Source organism: uncultured Methanobrevibacter sp., from assembly GCF_902770715.1.
GTDB lineage: Archaea > Methanobacteriota > Methanobacteria > Methanobacteriales > Methanobacteriaceae > Methanocatella.
On sequence record NZ_CACXTS010000013.1, the window covers coordinates 27,856 to 48,312 of the forward strand.

25 protein-coding genes and 1 pseudogene are annotated in these 20,457 nt (G+C 34.8%); 21 read left to right on the plus strand and 5 right to left on the minus strand.

Annotated elements, in window-relative coordinates:
* The first annotated feature begins 6 nt into the window (after positions 1-6).
* Complete coding sequence (locus tag QZU81_RS05450) at positions 7-1,419, plus strand: lactaldehyde dehydrogenase (RefSeq protein ID WP_295590066.1); 1,413 nt, start codon at positions 7-9, stop codon at positions 1,417-1,419.
* Between the two features lie 59 nt (positions 1,420-1,478).
* Here QZU81_RS05450 and QZU81_RS05455 read toward each other — a convergent pair whose 3' ends face one another.
* Positions 1,479-2,201, minus strand: a complete 723-nt coding sequence (locus tag QZU81_RS05455) for a tRNA-binding protein (RefSeq protein ID WP_295590068.1) — start codon at positions 2,199-2,201, stop codon at positions 1,479-1,481.
* A gap of 163 nt (positions 2,202-2,364) precedes the next feature.
* Here QZU81_RS05455 and QZU81_RS05460 point away from each other — a divergent pair, with 163 nt between their 5' ends.
* From QZU81_RS05460 to QZU81_RS05475, 4 genes are read left to right on the plus strand one after another with little or no spacing between them, the layout of a single operon-like run.
* Positions 2,365-2,766: a PRC-barrel domain-containing protein gene (locus tag QZU81_RS05460; RefSeq protein ID WP_292823623.1), complete on the plus strand. Its 402-nt coding sequence runs from the start codon at positions 2,365-2,367 to the stop codon at positions 2,764-2,766.
* Between the two features lie 50 nt (positions 2,767-2,816).
* Positions 2,817-3,581, plus strand: coding sequence for an aspartate dehydrogenase (locus QZU81_RS05465; protein ID WP_295590071.1), 765 nt, complete (start codon positions 2,817-2,819; stop codon positions 3,579-3,581).
* Positions 3,581-4,303: a tRNA(His) guanylyltransferase Thg1 family protein gene (locus QZU81_RS05470; RefSeq protein WP_292823617.1), complete on the plus strand. Its 723-nt coding sequence runs from the start codon at positions 3,581-3,583 to the stop codon at positions 4,301-4,303. The genes QZU81_RS05465 and QZU81_RS05470 overlap by 1 nt, the downstream gene beginning before the upstream one ends.
* On the plus strand, positions 4,300-4,995 hold the full coding sequence (locus QZU81_RS05475; protein WP_295590075.1) for a Mov34/MPN/PAD-1 family protein: 696 nt from the start codon (positions 4,300-4,302) through the stop codon (positions 4,993-4,995). The genes QZU81_RS05470 and QZU81_RS05475 overlap by 4 nt, the downstream gene beginning before the upstream one ends.
* A gap of 57 nt (positions 4,996-5,052) precedes the next feature.
* On the opposite strand, the gene serA is transcribed toward QZU81_RS05475, so the two are convergent.
* Positions 5,053-6,627, minus strand: coding sequence for a phosphoglycerate dehydrogenase (serA, locus tag QZU81_RS05480; protein WP_292850270.1), 1,575 nt, complete (start codon positions 6,625-6,627; stop codon positions 5,053-5,055).
* 175 nt (positions 6,628-6,802) lie between these two features.
* Between serA and QZU81_RS05485 the strand changes: the two genes are divergently transcribed.
* Complete coding sequence (locus tag QZU81_RS05485; RefSeq protein WP_295590078.1) at positions 6,803-7,141, plus strand: heavy metal-binding domain-containing protein; 339 nt, start codon at positions 6,803-6,805, stop codon at positions 7,139-7,141.
* On the plus strand, positions 7,128-7,943 hold the full coding sequence (locus QZU81_RS05490) for a hypothetical protein (RefSeq protein ID WP_295590081.1): 816 nt from the start codon (positions 7,128-7,130) through the stop codon (positions 7,941-7,943). The genes QZU81_RS05485 and QZU81_RS05490 overlap by 14 nt, the downstream gene beginning before the upstream one ends.
* Here QZU81_RS05490 and QZU81_RS05495 read toward each other — a convergent pair.
* Both QZU81_RS05495 and QZU81_RS05500 read right to left on the minus strand, forming a co-directional pair.
* Positions 7,940-8,326, minus strand: a complete 387-nt coding sequence (locus tag QZU81_RS05495; protein ID WP_295590083.1) for a hypothetical protein — start codon at positions 8,324-8,326, stop codon at positions 7,940-7,942. The genes QZU81_RS05490 and QZU81_RS05495 overlap by 4 nt on opposite strands.
* Positions 8,327-8,335: 9 nt before the next feature.
* On the minus strand, positions 8,336-9,268 hold the full coding sequence (locus QZU81_RS05500; protein ID WP_292850264.1) for a transcriptional regulator: 933 nt from the start codon (positions 9,266-9,268) through the stop codon (positions 8,336-8,338).
* A gap of 60 nt (positions 9,269-9,328) precedes the next feature.
* Between QZU81_RS05500 and QZU81_RS05505 the strand changes: the two genes are divergently transcribed.
* The 11 genes from QZU81_RS05505 to QZU81_RS05555 all read left to right on the plus strand — a co-directional run bounded on the left by QZU81_RS05505 (position 9,329) and on the right by QZU81_RS05555 (position 18,700).
* On the plus strand, positions 9,329-10,591 hold the full coding sequence (locus QZU81_RS05505; RefSeq protein WP_295590086.1) for a tRNA(Ile)(2)-agmatinylcytidine synthase: 1,263 nt from the start codon (positions 9,329-9,331) through the stop codon (positions 10,589-10,591).
* Between the two features lie 198 nt (positions 10,592-10,789).
* Entirely contained in the window at positions 10,790-11,692 is a 903-nt protein-coding gene (locus QZU81_RS05510; RefSeq protein WP_342764262.1) for a DUF3100 domain-containing protein, read from the plus strand.
* On the plus strand, positions 11,693-12,181 hold the full coding sequence (locus QZU81_RS05515; protein WP_295590089.1) for a hypothetical protein: 489 nt from the start codon (positions 11,693-11,695) through the stop codon (positions 12,179-12,181).
* A 150-nt stretch (positions 12,182-12,331) separates the two neighbouring features.
* On the plus strand, positions 12,332-13,225 hold the full coding sequence (locus QZU81_RS05520) for a DUF3100 domain-containing protein (protein ID WP_342764263.1): 894 nt from the start codon (positions 12,332-12,334) through the stop codon (positions 13,223-13,225).
* The gene (locus tag QZU81_RS05525) at positions 13,226-13,717 is read left to right on the plus strand and encodes a hypothetical protein (protein ID WP_295590095.1); all 492 of its coding nucleotides are present in this window, start codon (positions 13,226-13,228) and stop codon (positions 13,715-13,717) included.
* 77 nt (positions 13,718-13,794) lie between these two features.
* Positions 13,795-15,204 (plus strand): MmgE/PrpD family protein, encoded by a 1,410-nt coding sequence (locus QZU81_RS05530; RefSeq protein ID WP_295590098.1) that lies wholly within the window; start codon positions 13,795-13,797, stop codon positions 15,202-15,204.
* Positions 15,205-15,209: 5 nt separating this feature from the next.
* Positions 15,210-16,112, plus strand: coding sequence for a peptidase (locus QZU81_RS05535; protein WP_295590101.1), 903 nt, complete (start codon positions 15,210-15,212; stop codon positions 16,110-16,112).
* A 5-nt stretch (positions 16,113-16,117) separates the two neighbouring features.
* Complete coding sequence (locus QZU81_RS05540) at positions 16,118-16,990, plus strand: fumarate hydratase (protein ID WP_295590103.1); 873 nt, start codon at positions 16,118-16,120, stop codon at positions 16,988-16,990.
* A gap of 58 nt (positions 16,991-17,048) precedes the next feature.
* A complete protein-coding gene (locus tag QZU81_RS05545) occupies positions 17,049-17,849 on the plus strand; it encodes a citryl-CoA lyase (protein WP_292823571.1) in 801 nt (266 codons plus the stop codon).
* 1 nt (position 17,850) lies between these two features.
* Positions 17,851-18,360: a nitroreductase family protein gene (locus QZU81_RS05550; RefSeq protein WP_295590107.1), complete on the plus strand. Its 510-nt coding sequence runs from the start codon at positions 17,851-17,853 to the stop codon at positions 18,358-18,360.
* A 1-nt stretch (position 18,361) separates the two neighbouring features.
* Positions 18,362-18,700 carry a hypothetical protein gene (locus tag QZU81_RS05555; protein WP_295590111.1) on the plus strand — a complete coding sequence of 113 codons (339 nt, stop codon included), beginning with the start codon at positions 18,362-18,364 and terminating at the stop codon, positions 18,698-18,700.
* Here the strand turns inward: QZU81_RS05555 and QZU81_RS05560 are convergent.
* Positions 18,690-19,019, minus strand: a complete 330-nt coding sequence (locus tag QZU81_RS05560) for a hypothetical protein (RefSeq protein ID WP_295590115.1) — start codon at positions 19,017-19,019, stop codon at positions 18,690-18,692. The two genes, QZU81_RS05555 and QZU81_RS05560, sit on opposite strands and share 11 nt — an antisense overlap.
* Before the next feature lie 62 nt (positions 19,020-19,081).
* On the opposite strand from QZU81_RS05560, the gene QZU81_RS05565 reads away from it, so the two are divergent.
* The 3 genes and pseudogenes from QZU81_RS05565 to QZU81_RS05575 all read left to right on the plus strand — a co-directional run.
* A complete protein-coding gene (locus tag QZU81_RS05565) occupies positions 19,082-19,432 on the plus strand; it encodes a hypothetical protein (protein ID WP_292850243.1) in 351 nt (116 codons plus the stop codon).
* Between the two features lie 165 nt (positions 19,433-19,597).
* Positions 19,598-19,912, plus strand: coding sequence for a V-type ATP synthase subunit H (locus QZU81_RS05570; RefSeq protein WP_292823532.1), 315 nt, complete (start codon positions 19,598-19,600; stop codon positions 19,910-19,912).
* Positions 19,913-19,923: 11 nt separating this feature from the next.
* Positions 19,924-20,457: pseudogene (locus tag QZU81_RS05575) on the plus strand (V-type ATP synthase subunit I); the annotation flags it as partial.

Here is a 20,457-nt window from a genome sequence, read left to right on the forward strand (position 1 = left end):
GATAAAATGGATATGTTGATTGGCGGAAAACACATTTCAAGTGAAGATTTGGAAGATGTAGTTAACCCTTACAATGGTGAAGTAATAGATGCGGTGCCAATTGCCCATAGACAAACTGTGGATTTGGCAATTGCCGAAGCAAATAAGGCCAAAGAAAGTTTATGTGAAATGTCTGCTTTTAAAGTTTCAAATAAATTGTTCAATGTTGTTGAAAAATTGAAGGCCAACCGTGAAGATTTTGCTGGATTATTGACATCAGAGGTTGGAAAGCCTATTAACGAATCTTTGGTTGAGCTTGACAGATCCATTGAAACATTGAAGTTGGCTGCAGAAGAAGCAAAAAGAATCTATGGGGAAAGTGTGCCCTTGGATGCAGGTTTGAACGGCAAAGGATTTTTCGCCTTCACCCAGCGTTTGCCATTGGGGGTTGTTGCGGCCATTACTCCATTTAATTATCCGCTAAACCTAACAATCCATAAGATTGCACCTGCAATAGCATGTAAAAATACTGTAATTGTAAAACCGCCAACTGAGGCTCCGTTAACAGTAATGAAATTTTGTGAACTATTGAATGAAGAATTTCCGGATGGGGTCGTGAATACTGTAACCGGATATGGGTCAGAAGTTGGAGACCATCTTGTAACATCACCTGACATTAATAAAATCTCATTTACGGGAAGCATAACAACTGGGATGATGATATCACAGAAAGCGGGAATGAAAAAGGTAACTTTGGAGCTTGGTGGAAACGATCCGATGATTGTTTTTGCTGATGCAGATATTGACAAAGCGGTCAAAGGCGTTATCAACGGCGCATTCTTAAATGCGGGACAGGTCTGCATGGGTGTTAAAAGAATCATCGTAGATAATTGCATTGCCAATGAATTTGTAGAAAAATTGGTTTGTGAAACTGAAAAATTAGTCATGGGGGACCCTTCAGATAGTAAAACTACCCTGGGAACATTGATATCCGAAAATGCAGCAATGCAGGTTGAGGAAACAGTAAACAATGCAGTCAGTGATGGTGCAAAAATATTGACTGGGGGCACTCGTGACGGTGCATTTTATGAAGCTACAGTAATCGATAATGTCACACCTGAAATGGATTTGGTCATTAACGAAACATTCGGCCCGGTTGCACCTATAATTCGCGTCAATGATGTTGATGAAGCCATTAAGGTAGCCAATGAAACAGATTATGGCTTGCAGGCGGGAGTATTCACAAATGATTATGCCCTTGCAATGAGATGCGCTCAGGAAATTGAAGCAGGAACCGTATTTGTGAATAAGCAATCCACTTTCAGAACAGATAACATGCCGTTTGGAGGATTTAAAAGCAGTGGTGTTGGAAAAGAAGGCATAAAATATGCAGTTGAAGAGATGACCAAGACAAAATTGATTGGTTTGAATTTAAGGTAGGATTTCCTTCTTTGAAATCATATTTGATAATAAAAAAAGAAAAAATAAGTATATTGAACTTATTTTAGATAATTTTCGACAAGGTTGCGTGTTTCGTTGAGGGATTCCATTGGTATTCCTTTAGGCATTTCACCAAGTTCTCCACCAACATCCTTGAGGATGCTTCCATCCATTCCGAGAAACATTCCTTCACTTACAATGTCACTGAATGCCTGCGGTGGGAGTAAGGAGACGCTAACTTTATTTTCATCTTTAACATTCAAATCGTTAGTGACAACTGTTATTGCGCGTTTTCCAAGATTAACATTACAAATTAAGAGATTATCGTTTTTCGGATGTTTTGTAACGCTCATTACCTCTCCAACTTTGATGTCAACCCCCATAATGGGATCATTGATGGAGCCTAATGCCAATCTGTCTTTCAAACCGATAATTGTGTCTAGGAAAAATCTTACTTTTGCAATATTTTCCTGGGTCTTTTCCCTGTCTTCTTTGGGTGCATTGCTTAAGAATTTCTTATTCCAGTCGGGACCTCCCAAATATTCGATAATTTTTTCTGCTTTTTCTTTTAATGCAGCAACATCTGGAGAGTTTACCAATTCATCTCCTTCAAGGTATGAATAGGTCAATGATTGAAAATCACTGTTCATCTGCTTTCCCATATCAATAGCTTGTTTTTTATTCCAGCTTCCTCTGAATGAAGCTGTTGGAATAAGATTCATATAATTTTCCCTTGCTTTGCTTGCTACCAAAATTCTATAATCTTTTGTTGTATCCCACATTTGAAGTCTCCTTTTTATCTATTTTATAGTTTAAATTTATAATTTAATAAATTTTTTGTAAAATAAGCCGATTTTAAACTTTTAAAAACAAAAACTATTTATATTAACAATAAAATAAATTTATACATATTTATTTAACTATTATTTATGTTGTGGTGTAAAAATGGTAGAAGTTTCAAAATTACGCAGTTTAGATATTTATACCAACACAGGTCATTATGTTGGTCGTGTAGAAGATGTTATTCTTAATATTAGATTAGGAACTATTTCAAAATTACAAGTAAGAGCAATTGAACAAGAAAGAAAACCTACTGGAGTTATTAATACATTTTTGGGAAGTATTCGTGGAGAAATGCCTGAAGAAAATGATATGAGGTCTTTCCAAAGTGATTTATTGACTGTGGACTTTGATAAAGTTCAAGCTATTGGAGATATTATGTTAATAAACCCAAGGGATATTAAAAAAGTAGCTCCTGAACCACAAATCCCTGAAGCTGTACCTCCAAAACAACCTGAAACTCAACCACAAGAAACTCAAGTCCAATTTGATGCTGAAAGATTATAATTAATCTTTCATGAATTCTTTTTTTTATAACTTTTTTTTAGCGTGATACTATGAAAGTAGGTATTTTAGGCTGTGGAGCTATTGCTAATATCATTACAACAAGCATAGTTCCAGAGGATAACGGAATCGATATTGATTATTTTTTTGATAAGGATATTGAAAGAGCGGAAAATTTGGCGACTTTAGCGGGCGGTGTTGCCGTACTTGATTTTGATGAGATGGTTGATAATGTCGATTTGGTCTTGGAATCAGCTTCTCCAGATTCAGTCAGGGAATTTGCACCTAAAGTCTTAGAAAAAGGATGCGACATGATTGTAATGAGCATTGGCGCATTTATGGATATGGATTTTTATCAAAGAATTGAAAAAATTGCTAAAGACAACAATGCAAGAGTTCACTTGCCTTCAGGGGCAATTGTTGGTCTTGATGGAATAAAGGCTGTCGCCAAGTTTGGCCTTAAGGAAGTTAGTCTCGTAACCCGCAAATCTCCGAAATCTCTTGGAAAGGACATTGACAGGGAAGAGGTATTGTTTGAGGGTAAAGCTTCCGAAGCAGTAAAAGAGTTCCCGTTGAACATCAATGTTGCTGCAACAATCAGTATTGCATGCCAAAGGGACATTGATGTAAAGATAATTGTTGATCCAAATGTCGATAGGAATGTTCATGAAATAACCGCCAAAGGTGACTTCGGTGAGTTTAAAACAAGAACTATGAATTTCCCTTGTTCTGCAAATCCAAAAACAAGCATGTTGGCCGCACTTTCAGCTATTAAATTGCTTAAAAGTTTCAATGAAACAATCAGTGTGGGAGCGTAATGAAGGAGTATGAAGTTTATTCATCATTAAAAGTTCCAAAAAACTCAAAAATCATCATTCGCTTAGATGGCAGAAGCTTTCATCAGTTGGCTCAGGATTTAAATCTTGTCAAGCCATATGATGAAAATTTTTATCAGGTAATTGCAAATGTGTGCGAAGATTTGTTTAAGGAGTTTTCACCACTTTTTGTCTATACTTTTTCAGATGAGATAAGCTTGCTTTTAGATAAAGTTCCTTTTGACGGCAGAATTGAAAAAATCAATTCTGTAATCGCTAGTTTTACTTCCAGCTCTTTTGTCATACATTATAATACTCAATTTAAAAAGCCACCTTCTTTTGATTCAAGAATAATTCCAATCTTAAATGATGATATTATTAAATACTTCAAATGGAGACAGGATGAATCATGGAGGAATTGCGTCAACGCTCATGGAATTTCATACCTCAAATCAAAGTACTCAAATACTGAAGCAAATGATAAAATAAAAGGCATGAATTCAAGCGACATACATGAATTATTGTTCCAGAATGGAATTAACTTAAATGATATTGAAACCTACAAAAAACGAGGCATCGGAGTATATAGGAAAAATAAAAAAGTCGTAGGATTTAATAAAAAAGAAAATAAAAATCAAACTTCCTACAGAAGTTATGTCTACACAGACTGGGAACTTCCAAAATTCAGTGAAGAATTCTTTAAGGAAATTGGGGTGATTGAATGAGTTTTATCTCAAAGATACTTGGAAATAATGATGAAGAATTCAAAGAAGTCAGAATAGATAGGGAAGTTCTCGAATCCGTAATTTATTACTCAAAAAAAGCTTATCCAAATGAATTCCTGGCATTTTTTGACGGCGAAATAAAGAATAAAATTCTCTATATCACAGGATTAATATTTGTCCCTGGCGAAACCTGCGGTACTGGTGCTGTCGTTCACACGGAATTGATTCCAATCAACACCAAATATTTTGGATCAGTTCACTCACATCCAGGACCAAGTGCAAGACCCTCTGATGCAGATTTAATCACATTTTCAAGGCACGGATATTTTCACATGATTGTCTGTCTTCCTTACTCTTTAGAAACATTCAGGGCTTATGACAGGTATGGTGAAAGTGCAGAATATACAGTAGGGGATTACAGTTATCTTGCTGAAAATAATGACCATTATGAATTCTTTGATGAAGATGATGTCTTAACGGATGATGATGAGTTCAAACCGGGATTTCTCGATGAGGATGATGATGAATTTTTCCAAACTCTGAATGATGAAAAAAGAAATCAGTATGAGGAATATGAAAAAAGGAGTCAGATGAATTCTATTCCAAATAATCAATTTTCAAATCAAGTTATTAAAATTGAGCTCAACCCTGATGGCAGTGTAAAAAGAATTTTCAGGGAATTTAAAGAGTAATTCTATTTTTTTTTAAAAAAAGTAAAAAAATAAAAACAATTATGGTGAAAATTGTTTTTATAATTCTAATCCATTAGCTTCATAAACATTGTCTAAAGCTTGGATTTCTTTGATTACGTCTTTTGGAATTTCTTTATCTAAAGTTAGAACCATGATAGCTTTACCGCCTTTTTCATCTCTTCCAACTTGCATAATTCCAATGTTTACATTATGTTCGCCTAATTTAGTTCCGATTTTTCCAATACTTCCAGGAACATCTTCATATTTTGCAATAAACATGTGTCCTTTAGGGATAACATCGACCCAATAATCATTTACTTTTAAAATTCTTGCTTCGTGCAATTGAGTTCCTTCAGCTGAGAAAACGTCATCCTGACTTTTTGCAATAACTTTAATCAATGATTCGTATCCTTTAGCATTATTCTTTCTGCCTTCAGTAATGCTAATTCCTCTGTCTTTTGCAACTAAAGCAGCATTAACTGCATTAACAGGGGAGCTTAAGTATGGGTTTACAGCACCTTGAATGACTGTTCTTGTCAATATTTCAAGGTTGTCGATTTCAGCTAATTCTCCGCTGTAAACGATTTCAATTTCTTTAATTTTACCGTTAACTCCTTGGGAGATGAAGCAACCTAATTTTTCACATAATTCCATGTATGGAGCTAATTCTGCATAGGTATTCCTATCAATACGTGGCATGTTTAACACATTTTTAGGAGTGTTTCCTTTTGCTAAGTCAATGATTTCATCAGCCACGATAATTGCAGCGTCTCTTTGTGCTTCTTTGGTTGAAGCAGCAATATGAGGAGTTAATACGATGTTGTCAAGTTCGAATAATTTTGAATCTTTTGCAGGTGGTTCCTCTTCATATACATCTAGTGCAGCACCACCAATTTTATCATTTGCTAATGCATCATATAATGCGTCTTCATCAATGACTCCACCACGAGCACAGTTGACAATGAATGCACTATCTTTCATTATTTCAAATTGTTCTGTGGAAATGGAGTGTTTGGTTTCAGGTGTAAGAGGTACATGAATAGTGATGAAGTCTGCATTTTGAAGCACAGTATCCAAATCGGTCAAAGCCACTCCCATTTGTTTAGCGACTTCTTCAGGCAAGTATGGATCATATGCCATAGCATCCATTCCAAATGCTTTACATCTGTTAACAACTTGTGAACCGATTCTTCCCATTCCGATTACACCAAGGGTTTTGTTTCTTAGTTCAACACCCATAAATTTTTTCTTTTCCCATTTGCCTTCTTTTACAGATTTGTCTGCAATGGAAATTTTACGGGCCATACTTAAAATTAATCCCATTGTATGTTCTGCTACTGTAACGGAAGTGGATTCAGGTGAGTTTACAACCATAATACCTTTTTCGGTTGCAGCATTAAGGTCAATGTTGTCCACTCCAACACCAGCTCTTGCAATAATCTGCAAATTGTCTGCTTTTTCGATAATATCAGCAGTTAATTTTGTACGGCTTCTTACAATAATTCCATTGTATTCGTGGATGGTATTTGCCAATTCTTCAGGAGTAATGCTTGTATCTACTACAACTTCAGCTACTTCCTTTAAATTTTCAATACCCTTTTCGTTAATAGCATCAGCAATAAGTACTTTCATTTTTTCACCATAATTTGTTAATTTGAAATGAATATTTAATAATAAATATTACTTAAATTTATGTGTTTTATAATATTTAAAATTAAATATAAATATCACATTTTTCTGCATTTAGATACTATTAAATATAATTTAACATAAACTTGTAAATATTAAAATTTAGTGAGGTATAAAAATGGTATCTGTTGACGAATTTGCAATTTCAACTGCAAACGACATTCCGGGATTTAAAATTGTTGAAACTAAAGGATTTATTTATGGTTTAACCGTTAGAAGCAGAGGTGCTGGCGGACAAATTGGTGCCGGTATCAAATCTCTTTTCGGTGGGGAAATCACCCAATATGTTAAGATGATGGAAGAATCAAGAGAGGAAGCATTACATAGGGCAATTCAACATGCAAAGGAATTGGGCGCCAATGGAATTGTAGCAATCAGATTTGACTCAAATGAGATATCTGATGTAATGCAGGAAATCTTAGTTTACGGAACTGCTGTTGTAGTTGAAAAGGAATAGTGATATGATGTTTTTTGAGGATTTTGAATATAAAGGCAAATCCATTCCGCAAGCTATTTTAGGTTATGGTCCGTTCATGGCAGAACTGTATTTCGGCCATAGATTCAGGCTATACCTGGATAATTTATACAATAATCCTCAAAATATTGCTGAAGTTATAATTGAATCATATAACCAAGGTATCAGAGCTATCAATCTTGTCAATGATGATAATCTACTTAAAGCATACGATCTTGCAGTTTCTGAAGGATGTGAAATGAAAGTCATTGCAACTGTTGGCAAAAGCGATGTCGACTATTTGAATCCAAATTATGAAGTTGCAAAAGAAGTGGATTGGGATGAGGATATTGATTTATTTAGTCAGTATGACTGTCCGGTGATGCTTGTTGACGAGTTTATAACTGATGCTTATGACTGGGCATTGACATCAAAAATTTTGAATAGGATTAATGATGCCGGGTCTCTTTCAGGCCTTGTAACCGCATTTCCATCAAAAACATCAGATTTGGTTGCGGAAAATTTAGACATGAATCTGTTTGATTTTTATATGATTCCATATAACAGTCTTTCATACATGATGGATATCAGCGCATTCAATGCCTCTCAAAGGCAGGGATTTATAGAAAAAATAGTCAAGTTAAATAAAAAAATAATAGCCACCAGAATTATGGCAACAGGCGTCTTAAAACCGCAGGAGGCCTTTGCATTTTATAAAAATGTTGATTTTGTTGATGCAATCTGTATGGGTGTTGCCAGTAAAGATGAAGCTATTGAAGATTTTTCACTTTTGAAAGAATATTAAAGTTTAACGACTTCATATTCTTCAAATGGAACGTGGCCGTCAGCTTCGAGTGATAAGTTCAAATCTATTAATCCATTTATCAGATCTGTTATATTCTTATTGGATGGTTTTTTACCGGTTATTTGCAGGTATTGTCTTGGTGAAATTTCACAGTATTCACACTCGAAATTACAGCATCTGTCTTTTTCTTCACATCCGTATCCTTCTTGAACTTCGTCGGTTCCAATCACAATATCGTCCAGGATTCTTGAAACTCTTTCATCTGATGCAAACATAGCTATTTTTTGGGTTTTTCCACATATTCCAATTGCTTTTTGTCCTTTAAAGTTGCAAACCCATTTGATCGGATAGTTTTCCATGCCGGTAATCTGTAAATTTTCCATATTATCACTCTAGTTCTCTTTTCTTTCCCTTATCATTTTCAATAGTTCTTTTGAATTTTCAAATTCTTTCAATTCCCAGGATTTTATAACGGGGATTGTGCCGATTGACTCTTTAATTTTATCGTTATTAATTATGAAGACAGGTTCTGATGTTGTAACCATTGATAAGTCTTTTAAAGGTATTGCCATTCTTTTCAAGGTTTTTTCAGTCCTGTTTTTTTCAACATTTGCCATTAATGGTGAGTGCTTATCCGAACTTTTCATTTTTGCCACGGCATCAAAAGGACTTTTATTTGTTGATAGGACGCCGTATCCCAGTTTTGATAAGTCATTAACATCATCGCTGTACTCAATGTTTTCTTGTTGAGGCTGTTTTAATAAATCAATGTCGAGGGTGACCTTCGTATTCAAAATTTCTTCTAAAATCATTGCGGTTTCGGCATTTGCTCGGACAATTCCATTTTCATATTTATACATTGTAGCCCTGGACACGTGGGCTAGGCTAGCTAAGTCTTTAAGGGACATGGAATATTCTTCACGGTATTGTTTTATAACATTTCCGTCAATTTTAACGAAGTATCCTCCACGGTCTGCCAGAATTTCAGGATACTCATTATAGGCAATCATGTTTTTGAAGGTATCAAAGCCGATGGTCGGAATGTCATAACGCTCATAGATAACTCCTTCCTCAAGAATGCCGTTTCTTGATTTTTCACCTATGATAATCGGTGATGCTAGGAATATATTGGCCAATTGCTTCATTTCATGGGCGTTATGTTCATTGATACTGTCAATATTCAAAAAAGTTTTTAGAAGTAAAATTAACAAGTTTTTTCTCGCTACTAAATCAAATGCTCCCTGGTCGTAAACATCGGAGGTTTTAAAACCTTGAGATATTAGTAATTTTTCAATTTGCTGTAACAAGTTTCCTCGAGTTAACATAAGATAACCTCTTTGTTTAAAATATATATTGTTATAACTCTAATATATTTTTGTTTAAAGGTGATTATAATTAATATTTTACATATTGGAATAGATGACACAGATTCCCCCGATGGGATGTGCACAACATATTTGGCAAGCCAGATTATAAACAAGTTTGAAGATAACGGAATTGAATTATTGGACTATCCAAGACTAATCCGCTTGAATCCTTTTGCACGATTTAAAACTCGTGGAAATGGGGGCGTTAGCTTAAGGATTTCAAACGATGATAAGGCCGGTTTGGCCAAGCAGATTGTTTTGTCGGAAGTTGAAAAATTATCCATGTTTGACTGTGATAATACAAATCCCGGAGTAATTTTCTATGATGGTGAAATAACTGAGGAAATGGAAAATTATGCATTTAGGGCTATTTATGAGTTCATAACAATTGATGAAGCCGAAGAATTTGGAAAATCTGTCGGGTGTGAAATTCATAAATTCAAAAAGGGAAGGGGCATTATCGGATCTATTGCGGCCATTAGCTTACCTCTAGATGATTTCACCTTTGAATTATTGGCATATAGGTCCAGTGAAAATTACGGCACCAAAAGGCAGATTGACTATGATTCAGTCTATGAAATGGATAAGGAGACTTTTCCCGACACTTTTGAAAATATTGACTATTCTGAAAACTACATTGCAATTGAGCCTAAAACACCGTGCCCTGTTTTATATGGAATCAGATCAAATACTGTTGAGGCATTAAAAAAAGCAAAAAGCATTGTTAAAGTCGATGAACCTATTGTGGACTGGTGTATTTTCAAGACAAACCAACACACTGATATGCATATACAAAATGCAGAAAATATTGCTTCAATGAAACAATTTGGATGTTACTGCGTCACGGGTGAGGTTAAAAACAGACCTACAATCATCGACGGTGGACATATGTTCTTCTATATTCAAGATGATTCGGGGGAGATTGAATGTGGCGCCTATGAACCAACAAAGAATTTTAGAAAAATCGTTTCACATTTGCGCCCTGGAGATATCATAAAAGTTTTTGGCGGGATTGGTGAGCAAAACACTTTCAATATTGAAAAGTTTCAGGTAATCAAATTAAATGAGATTGAATATAAAAATCCAATTTGCGAATGTGGAAAAAGAATGACTTCTGCTGGTAAAAATAAGGGATTTAAATGCAAAAAATGTGGAAGAAAAATTGAATCTGATAAAAAAGTTCCTATTATGATAACTCGTTTTTTAAAAAATGCTCAGTTTTATGAAACTCCAGTTTCTGCAAGGAGACATCTTTCAAAACCACTTTGTAGGATGTTATAATTTAAACAATTATTTTTTTATTCTTTATCTTTAAAATAATTGATTTTTAATCTTTTTTTTAAATTCACTTTTTAGGAAATAAATTCTTATTTATAATGATTTTTATTCTATTTTTTAGAACTTTTGAGAACTAAATCATATTAACTTATATATGATGATTGTGAGAGAATAATTTAACTGACATATTTTTCATGCTGGATTGGAGGGGGTATTATTTCAGAAAAAGATTATGAAACGAATGAAATCCAACACATTTACCGTGAGAAGACAGACAAGCGTATTTTAAAGAAAAACCCTTGGAAGGATTATGGCCTTCATTTAACTGTACTCATATTAGTTATAATTGCAGAGATAATAGGGCCTATCGAGATTCCGCTTACTAAAGGGGTTACAGTCTCAATAATGCCATTACTTTATACGATGGTTTTAGGATTAATTTTTTATTTAGCAAAACCCATCAAATGGATTCAAAGAAAGCAGTCCAGAGTTGCTGAAGGTGCAATGATGCTTTTTATTGGAGTTTTGATTGCAAAACTGGCGGTTTCCAGTGGACAATCTATTCATTTGATTTTTGAAATGGGTCCCGCATTGATGCTGCAAGAATTGGGGCATTTGGCAACAATTTTAATTGCACTTCCTGTTGCACTGATTTTAGGATTTAAACGTGAAGCAATTGGTATGACAAATTCTATTGGTAGGGAGCCTGAAGTTGCAGTTGTTGTAGATAAATATGGTTTCAATTCTCCGGAATCCAGAGGAATATTTGCACTTTTTATTGTAGGAACAATTATTGGAACCGTATTCATCAGTTTTTTAACCAGCATTTGTGTTTCTGTTTTACCATTACATCCGTTTGCATTTGCGATGGCTAGTGGTGTTGGCAGTGCAAGTATGAATGCAGCTTCTTTGGCCCCTACACTTGCAGCATTCCCTGCTTTAGAGACTCAAATTGAAGCATTCGCAGGATTCAGTAATTTGCTTTCATTTTCTGTTGGAATTTATATTGTAATTTTCATTGCATTGCCATTGACGGAAAAATTATACTCTCTATTAGAACCTAAAATAGGAAAAAAATCAATTGTTAATGAGGAGGTTGATTAGATGGCTGAGATTATCGACGGATCTGAAAATGTTTCTGTTCAGGGGATTTTGAATTGGATTTTGCTTTTAGCCATATTTTCAATTATTACAGTCATTGGTAATTCAATCGGTTTTAGTCATCCGATTGGTGATTCGTTAATTGGGATGGCAATTCTGTCCTTAATCACATTGGCCGGCGTTTGGATGGAAAGGTATTTGCCCTTTAATATTTCTTCCATTATTTATATTAGTGTGATGGGTATTGTATTGGCATTTCCGGGAATGCCTACATCTGATATTTTACTTTATTATGTCTCCAAAGTGGAATTGTTATCCATAGTTACCGTATTTTTAGCTTATGTGGGTATTGGTATGGGCAAAAGTTGGAATGAATTTAAGGCCTTAGGTGGAAAAGCAGTCATCATTACAGTTATTGTTATTGCTTCCACTTATTTGGGTTCTGCTATTGTTGCCCATTGCGTTTTGGTTATGACTGGTGTTCCAGCATAATTTTTTTCTTATTTTGTGAATATTACCTATATTTTTTATTCCTATTTAGTGAATTTTTTAAAATTAAATGTTATTAATTTATATAATATGTTTTGAGAAAATATTAATTATAATAGATTTTCTAAGGAAATTTCTAAAACTTTTTAGGAGATTGTTACTATTCCGGATAAGGGCGACGATGCGCATGTAGAACATATTTACAGGGAAAAAACCGATAAACGTATTTTAAAGAAGAATCCGTGGAAGGATTATAATTTACATATTACTGTGCTTATTTTAGTTGTTATTGCGGAATTAATCGGCACAATCAAAATTCCTATCACCCATGATGTTGCCATTACCATAATGCCTTTGATTTATACTATTATTTTGGGTTTGGCATTTTATCTGGCAAAACCTATTAAATGGATTAAAAGAAAACAGGCCCGTATTGCTGAAGGGGCGATGATGCTTTTCATTGGTGTTTTGATTGCAAAATTGGCAGTTTCCAGTGGACAGTCTATAACTTTAATATTTGAGATGGGTCCTGCTTTGATATTGCAAGAAATAGGGCACTTGGCAACTATTTTGGTGCTTCCAATCGCATTGCTTTTAGGATTTAAACGTGAATCAATTGGTATGACAAATTCTATTGGTCGTGAACCGAATGTTGCTGTTGTTGTTGATAAATTCGGTTTTAATTCTCCCGAATCAAGAGGAGTATTCGCCATATTCATTATCGGTACTGTAATCGGTACAATTTTCATTAGTTTTGTTGTCACATTGTCATTATCATTTTTACCGTTGCACCCATATGCATTCGCTATGGCCAGTGGTGTGGGAAGTGCAAGTATGAATGCTGCGGCTATTGGGCCGACTCTTGCAGCATTTCCGGGAATGGAAACCCAGATTGAAGCATTTGCAGGATTCAGTAACTTGCTTTCATTCTGTGTAGGAATATATATTGTAATATTCCTTGCAATGCCTTTAACTGAAAAATTATATGATATACTAGAGCCTAAAATTGGTAAAGATTCAATTACTCAAAAAAAGGAGGATGATTAGATGCCTGATTTGCTTGAAGGATCAGAAAACGTTTCCGTCCATGGTATTTTCAATTGGATTTTGTTATTGGTCATCTTTTCAATAATCACAGTTATTGGTAATTATTTAGGGTATAAGCATCCTATGACTGATTCATTAATTGGTATGGCGATTTTATCTGTTATAACTCTTGTTGGTGTTTGGTTAGAAAGGGAATTGCCGTTTGATATTTCATCCATCCTTTATATAAGTATAATTGGTATTTTAGTAGCGTTTCCAGGCATGCCTACTTCAGAATTTGTTTTATATTACGTATCTCACGTTGAACTATTATCTATTGTAACCGTATTTTTAGCTTATGTGGGTATTGGAATGGGTAAAAGTTGGGATGAATTCAAAGCTTTAGGTTGGAGAGCGATTGTCATAACCGTTTTAGTTATTGCAGCTACTTATTATGGTGCAGCTATTGTAGCGCATATTGTGCTTGTTTTAACTGGCGTTCCGGCAGCTTAAACCATTTCTGTAAAATATTTTTTTCTTTAACTTAACTATTTAATACTACTTTTGACATATATTTAGATAGGTGTTCTATGTTTTTACAAAATATTTCCAAATTTATTTCTAACTATCGCTATGAACAGGCAACAGTCGAATCAGTCAGTACTGTTAAAGCTGCTTTTTTAGACTTTTTAGGAGTAACTTACCGTGGAATGGGGGAAGAAGCTTCTAAAATTGCATTAAATACTGTTGAAGAAATATTTTCAGGAAACTTCAATTCAAATTTAAGAGCATCTATATTCGGCACAAACATTAAAACTGATATTTTAAGTGCTGCTTTCGTAAATGGTGTTGCCGCCCATGTATTGGAATTGGATGATGGGCATAGAGGTGCTCAGCTTCATTTGGGTGCTGTAATTTTCCCCACAGCCTTAGCCATCTCAGAAGCTTATGATTTGAGCGGAAAAGAGTTTTTGGAAGGAGTTATTGTTGGCTATGAAGTCGGCATACTTCTTGGTAAAATCGTAAATCCGGAACATAGAAATAAAGGGTTCCACACTACAGGAACCATAGGAACATTTGTTGCAGGGGCTGTGGCTTCTAAATTATTAAAGCTTGATGATGAGCAGATCTTAAATGCGTTAGGATTATGCGGAACACAGGCGTCAGGTCTTTTGGAATCAGACCATGGCGGGTCTATGGGAAAGGTTCTGCATGTTGGAAAAGCAGCTTATAATGGAATTTTATCAGCATTCTTGGCAAGGAATGGTTTTACTGGTAGCGGAACCATTTTTGAAGGTGATGAAGGATTTCTAAAGACAATGGTTGTTGAGAATACTGATTACAATATGGATGATTTCTCATTTGAAACTGTTTTGAAGAACATTGGAAAGGTAAGGGTTCGCGATATTTACTTTAAGAAATATCCCTTCTGCAGACATATACACTCCTCGATTGATACTGCATTAAAGCTGAAGGCAAGTATTGGCGATGAATATGACCACATCAAAAATGTTGCCATTAAAACATACTCCGTTGCGGCTGAACACAATAATTTCCAACCTAAAAACTTAGAGGAGCTAAAGCAAAGCCTTCCATATGCTGTTGCAATATCATTGGTTGTTGGTGAGGTAAGTGTAGATTCAATAAATCAATTGATTGAATACGGTCTTTTGGATAATTATTCCACCGTTGATAAAGTAAACAGCATTAAAAATCTTGTAAACGGGATGATTATCATTTCAGATGATAAGTTGAATGAATTATATCCGGCTAAACGGCCGTCAAATGTAATTATTAAATTAGATGAAAACTTTAGAAATGGCATTTTCCAAAACATTACATTCATTCCGAAAGGTGATTTTGAAAATCCATTCAAGCTCAGAGAGCTAATTGACAAATTCAAAGATCTCAATCCTAATTATGATGTTAAGAATCTAACTGTCATTGATTCTCTTGAAGATTATTCTATGAATTATGTTGTTCGAAAATTAAATGAGTAGATATTATGGAAAAGACAAAGGAATTCCTTAAAAAAATAGGCATAAATGAAGTTTCAAAAGATTTCATTTCCCAGAAAAGGTTTAATGATGGTGGACAATATCGTTTTGAAGTTCCGGGAATCCAAACCCCAAAAACAATGAGTGCCTTATTGAAAGAATCCGTCAAACAGAACGTTTTCATTCACAGGGTAACTCAAACAAAGGGAATCATGCTTTTGACTGATGATGAAATCAGGGAAATGGTTAATTTGGCCATTAATTATGGATGCGAACTATTTTTAGCCGTCGGTCCGAGAGCAACATATGACACTTCAGCAACCGTTCAAACAAAAGAGGGGGCAAGAATAGGATATCGCCTTAGAGGCTATGATAATCTTGTTTATGCAATTGAAGATGTAAAAAGAGCCTGCTCTCTTGGAGTTCGAGGAATATTACTGTATGATGAAGGTCTGTTATGGATTTTAAATCAAATGAGAAAAGAAGGGGAAATACCTCATAATGTCCATTTTAAATTATCGGCCCATGCAGGCCATTCGAACCCCGCTTCTGCAAAGCTGCTTGAAGCTCAAGGTCTTGATTCGTTAAATCCAGTAAGGGATTTGCAGATTCCTATGATTGCATCTATCAGGGATGCCTGTGACATGTCAATTGATTTGCATACTGAAAATCCAAAGTCAACTGGCGGTTTTATAAGGCATTATGAAGTTCCCGAGTTTATTAGAGTTGCATCTCCCGTATATTTAAAAACAGGAGGGTCTGTTGCAACCAATCATAATTGGGATACAACAGAAAAAGAAGCAATAGCTCGTATAAAACAGGTTCTATTAGTTAAAAGAGTCATTGAAGAGTATTGTTCTGATGCGATTGCTTCTCCAAAGCAGTCAGATGATTTATCAGTTCCTGAGTGATTTTCATGGACATCTTAGATGAAATTTCAAATACCATTATTAAGGCATCCACTACTCTTTCCAGCGATAAGTACAAGGCATTAAGAAAAGCTATTGACATGGAAGACAATGAAAATGCCAAATGGGCATTGGCACAAATTTTGGAAAATTATCATGTTGCTGAAAAGACTGGATTTCCCTTGTGCGATGATACGGGAATTTCTCATGTTATTATCGAAATCGGACAGGATAGGGAAATTTCCGGCAAGCTTTTAAACCAGATTCATGAAGGAATAGCTTTAGGTTTAAATAATCTCCCTGCAAGGCCAATGGCAGTTAAAGGTGATTTTGTTGAAAGAATTGAGCAAAGCAGGGGTTTATATGAAAAACCAGGAATGCTTCATCCTGCAAATATATTGATTGATAACGCAAATGATGATTCCAGCTATAAAAGAGACATTTCATCTGATACATTGAATATTCATTTTCTACTTGAAGGCGGAGGTCCGGAAATTAGAGCAAAAACATATAGGGTATATCATCAGAGATCCTTTGAAAATGTCATCGACACCGCTTGCGGATGGCTGGAGGAATCCTTAAAAATGCTTGGCTGCACTCCTTCAATTCCTTCAATAGGCATTGGAAGAACTCATTTTGAAGCGACATCACTGCTCTTAAAGTCAGTTGCATACGGCAGTCTGGATAATCAAAGCGAACATGAACAGCATATTTCTGATAGATTGAATCAAAGCGGCATTGGACCATTGGGTTTAGGTGGAAAGACTACTGTTTTGGGAACTTATCTAAATATCGGAAATCAAAGGGCAAGCGGCGTTAGAATTGTTTCAGTCAGGCCGTCCTGTTTTGTCGAACCAAGGGTTGCGACATTGAAATTGTAAATATTTATATATCATTTTTAATATTATTCTTAATTAATTAAACAAAAAGGTATGAAAAATGCAAGAAAATAATTTTAAAGTTAATCCTCATTCTTTAAAAACTGCCATATCTCGAGTTGAAACCGATAGAATCATAACTAGGGGTTATAACCAAAGAGATCTAATTGAGAAAATAAGATATAGCGACATGGTTTTTCTACTGTTGAAGGGAAGGTTGCCTTCCCTCATTGAAGGAAAAATATTTAATCATGTGCTTGTTTCATTTTGTGACCATGGTGCAACTCCGCCAAGTACACAAACAGCACGTCTTGTTGCATCTTCAGGGTCTCCAATGAATTCTGCAGTTGCCGGAGCATTATTGTCCTTCGGACATAAACATGCCGGAGCTATTGAAAAGGCAATGCAGTTATATCAATCAAAAATCGGGTCTCTCTACATAACTGAAGACTCTGACATTGACAATAAGCAAATTGCAGGTTTGGCTATTGATATTTATAATGAATATATCCTGGGCAATAAGAAGATTCCAGGTTTCGGCCACAGATATCATAATGTGGACCCTCGTGCTGATAAATTAATGGAACTGGCTATAAAGGAAGGATTTGTTGGCCCTCATGTCAAATTAGCATTGGCTGTTGAGGATTTGGCTTTTGAAAAGAAAAAAATCAGACTCAATGTCGACGGTGCAAATGCCGCAATTTTATCCGATTTGGGATTCAGCCCTGATTTGGGATTGGGTGTGTTCATAATTGGTAGAATACCTGGTATCATTGCACATATTCATGAAGAAAATATGGACGAAGAGGAATTTAGAAGATTTTGTGATTTAGATGACATAATATATCAAAGCGGTAGATAAAATGGAATTTATAGACGTAATTACTGAAAGATATAGCGTAAGGGGATATCTGGATAAGGAAGTAGAAAAAGAAAAGCTTGAATATGTCCTAAAGGCAGCTACATTGGCTCCGACTGGTGTAAATTACCAGCCATTCAAAGTCTATGTGATTAATGCTAAAAAGTATAAGGATGAATTGTCTGAAATCTATGGGGCTAAATGGTTTGTTGAAGCACCATATGTATTGTGTGTTGTTGCTTTAAGGGATAAAGCATGGACAAGGCCATGGGACCGTAAAAACATTGCTGATATAGATGCAACAATTGTGATGGATCATATTATTTTAGCCGCCACTGATGTTGGTCTTGGAACATGTTACATTGGAGCGTTTAAGAAAAATAAAGCTCACCAATTCTTAAATTTGGATGAAAATGAAGAAGCAATATTGTTCACTCCATTGGGTTATGGGGATGCAGAACCTCGCGATACTCCAAGAAAAGAATTGGACGAATTTGTAGTATATATGGATTAAGATGAAACTTTACATTCTCAAAGCGGACAACTCAAAAGAGATGGATGATATCGCCGGCGAGTTGTCTTTAAAAAAATTCAAACTCATTGATGAAGACGATAGGTTCAAGTTGATGAGAAAAAGAAGGTACGGCAATATTTTAGTCCAGATTGTTTCATTATTGTTGGCTTTGCAGGTCAGTTGGGTATTTTTAATTTTAAATGTGGTTTATTTTACTTATTCATACCTTTGGGCATCTCCACATGTGCTGATTACGACTGAAAAGGTTGATGATGAAGGCAATCCTTTAGAATTTAGTGATATGAATGAAGTATTAAACAAGGCAAATGCTATTCTATAATTTCATCTACACTATATTCTTCTATTTTTCTTATTACTAATGGATTTTTAGCATTAATGTATTCTGATTCTTCTCCTATTTTTGCATCAATGAATACTTTATTGACTTCCGGTTCGCTAAATAAGGATATGATGTCATTTATAAATTCATCATAATCTTTTTGTATGTTTTCATCACTGAAACCCAAACGCGGAAGTTCATTTGTCCAGATGTCCTCGCCTGGAGAGAATTTCTTGTCAACAATTTTGCCATTATCTATCTCACTATCCAAAGTAAGTGAAAAATTTTCATTTAAAATAATCCAAACAGCTCTTTCCATGTATAGTGATTTGTATAAAATGATATAAATATTATGAAATAAATACTAAAATTAGTGTTATTATGGCAAATATTAAAATGTTTAAATTATTAGGTATGGCATTGGCTTTAATGCTGATAGTTTGGGCATTAACACCAATTTTCAGACATCAGGCTTTGACAAATGATGTACTTGCTACTTCAATCATATTGATTTTGATAGGTGTGGCTTATTTGATAATCTTATATAATCCTAGCTGGACCAAGGCGGTTTTCTTTTTTGAAGGAATTGTCATTGGTGTTGCAGGGTATATGTTATTGGATTATCCATACAACATAGAGCTTTCTATAGTGGGTCTTATCATCATTGTGATAGCAATCCTTGCTTATTTGCAAAAATTACCGCCTAATATTTTGAAATGGTTTTATAGATAATCTATTTTTCTTTTATTCTTTTTTTTAATTATTATTTTAATCTAAATTTTATCTTTTGAATAGATTTTTTCATTTAAATTTAAATTTCAGCTATTTTTACCAATATTAAATAGTAAAAGATATATATATTACACAACAAAAATAAATACACCATGGTGATTAATTATGGCAGAGATATCAGACGCAATCGCAATGATAAAAAAAGCTGAATCTGATGCTGAACAACTTATTGTTGATTCACAAGCTCAATCAAAAGATTTGATTGCAGAATCAAAATTAAAAGCTGAAGAAATTATTTCCGAAGCTAAAATTGCAGCAGAAGAAGAAGCGAAAAATTCTATTTTTGTGAAAGAAGATGAGGCTAAAAAAGAAGCGCAAACTATTGCTGAAAAGTCCAAAGGTGAAGTTAAAGCCTTAAAAGACAAAGCTATGGCAAATGTTGATGATGCTGCTTCTATTATTGTCAAAAATATATTGTAGTGTGAGTTTATATGTTCAAGACAGCTAGAATGCGTAAAATTAGAATTGTTACACTGGAAAAGTATGTGGCTCCTACAGTGGACGCTCTCCACGAATCAGGGCTCATACAAGTCAGTGATATTTCTGAAAGCATTCAGCAAGATCCTGAATTAGCGGAATTAGTAACTCCTTCAAAAACTAGTCCTTACACTGGTAAATTATCTTCACTTCTGATGAAAACAAACGGTATATCTGAACTACTAGGAAATTCTTTATCTGAAGGCCATGGGTTAAAAGATACTTTAATGTCTTTTATTAGTCCAGACGTACCTGTTCAAAAGGAAGTTGAGAAATTAGACACTCCTGCTTTTATTGAAAAAGCTGAAGATACTTTAGCACAAGTGGAAAGTAAAACTAGTGTTATTGAAAGTAAGTTGGCCGCACTCGACACTGAAACAAGTGAACTAAAGTCTAATAAAAGTTTGGCTAATCGCTTATCTAATTTTGACATGGATTTAGCTCTTTTAAAAGATTCAAAGTACACTTCTACTACTGTTGGAAGGATT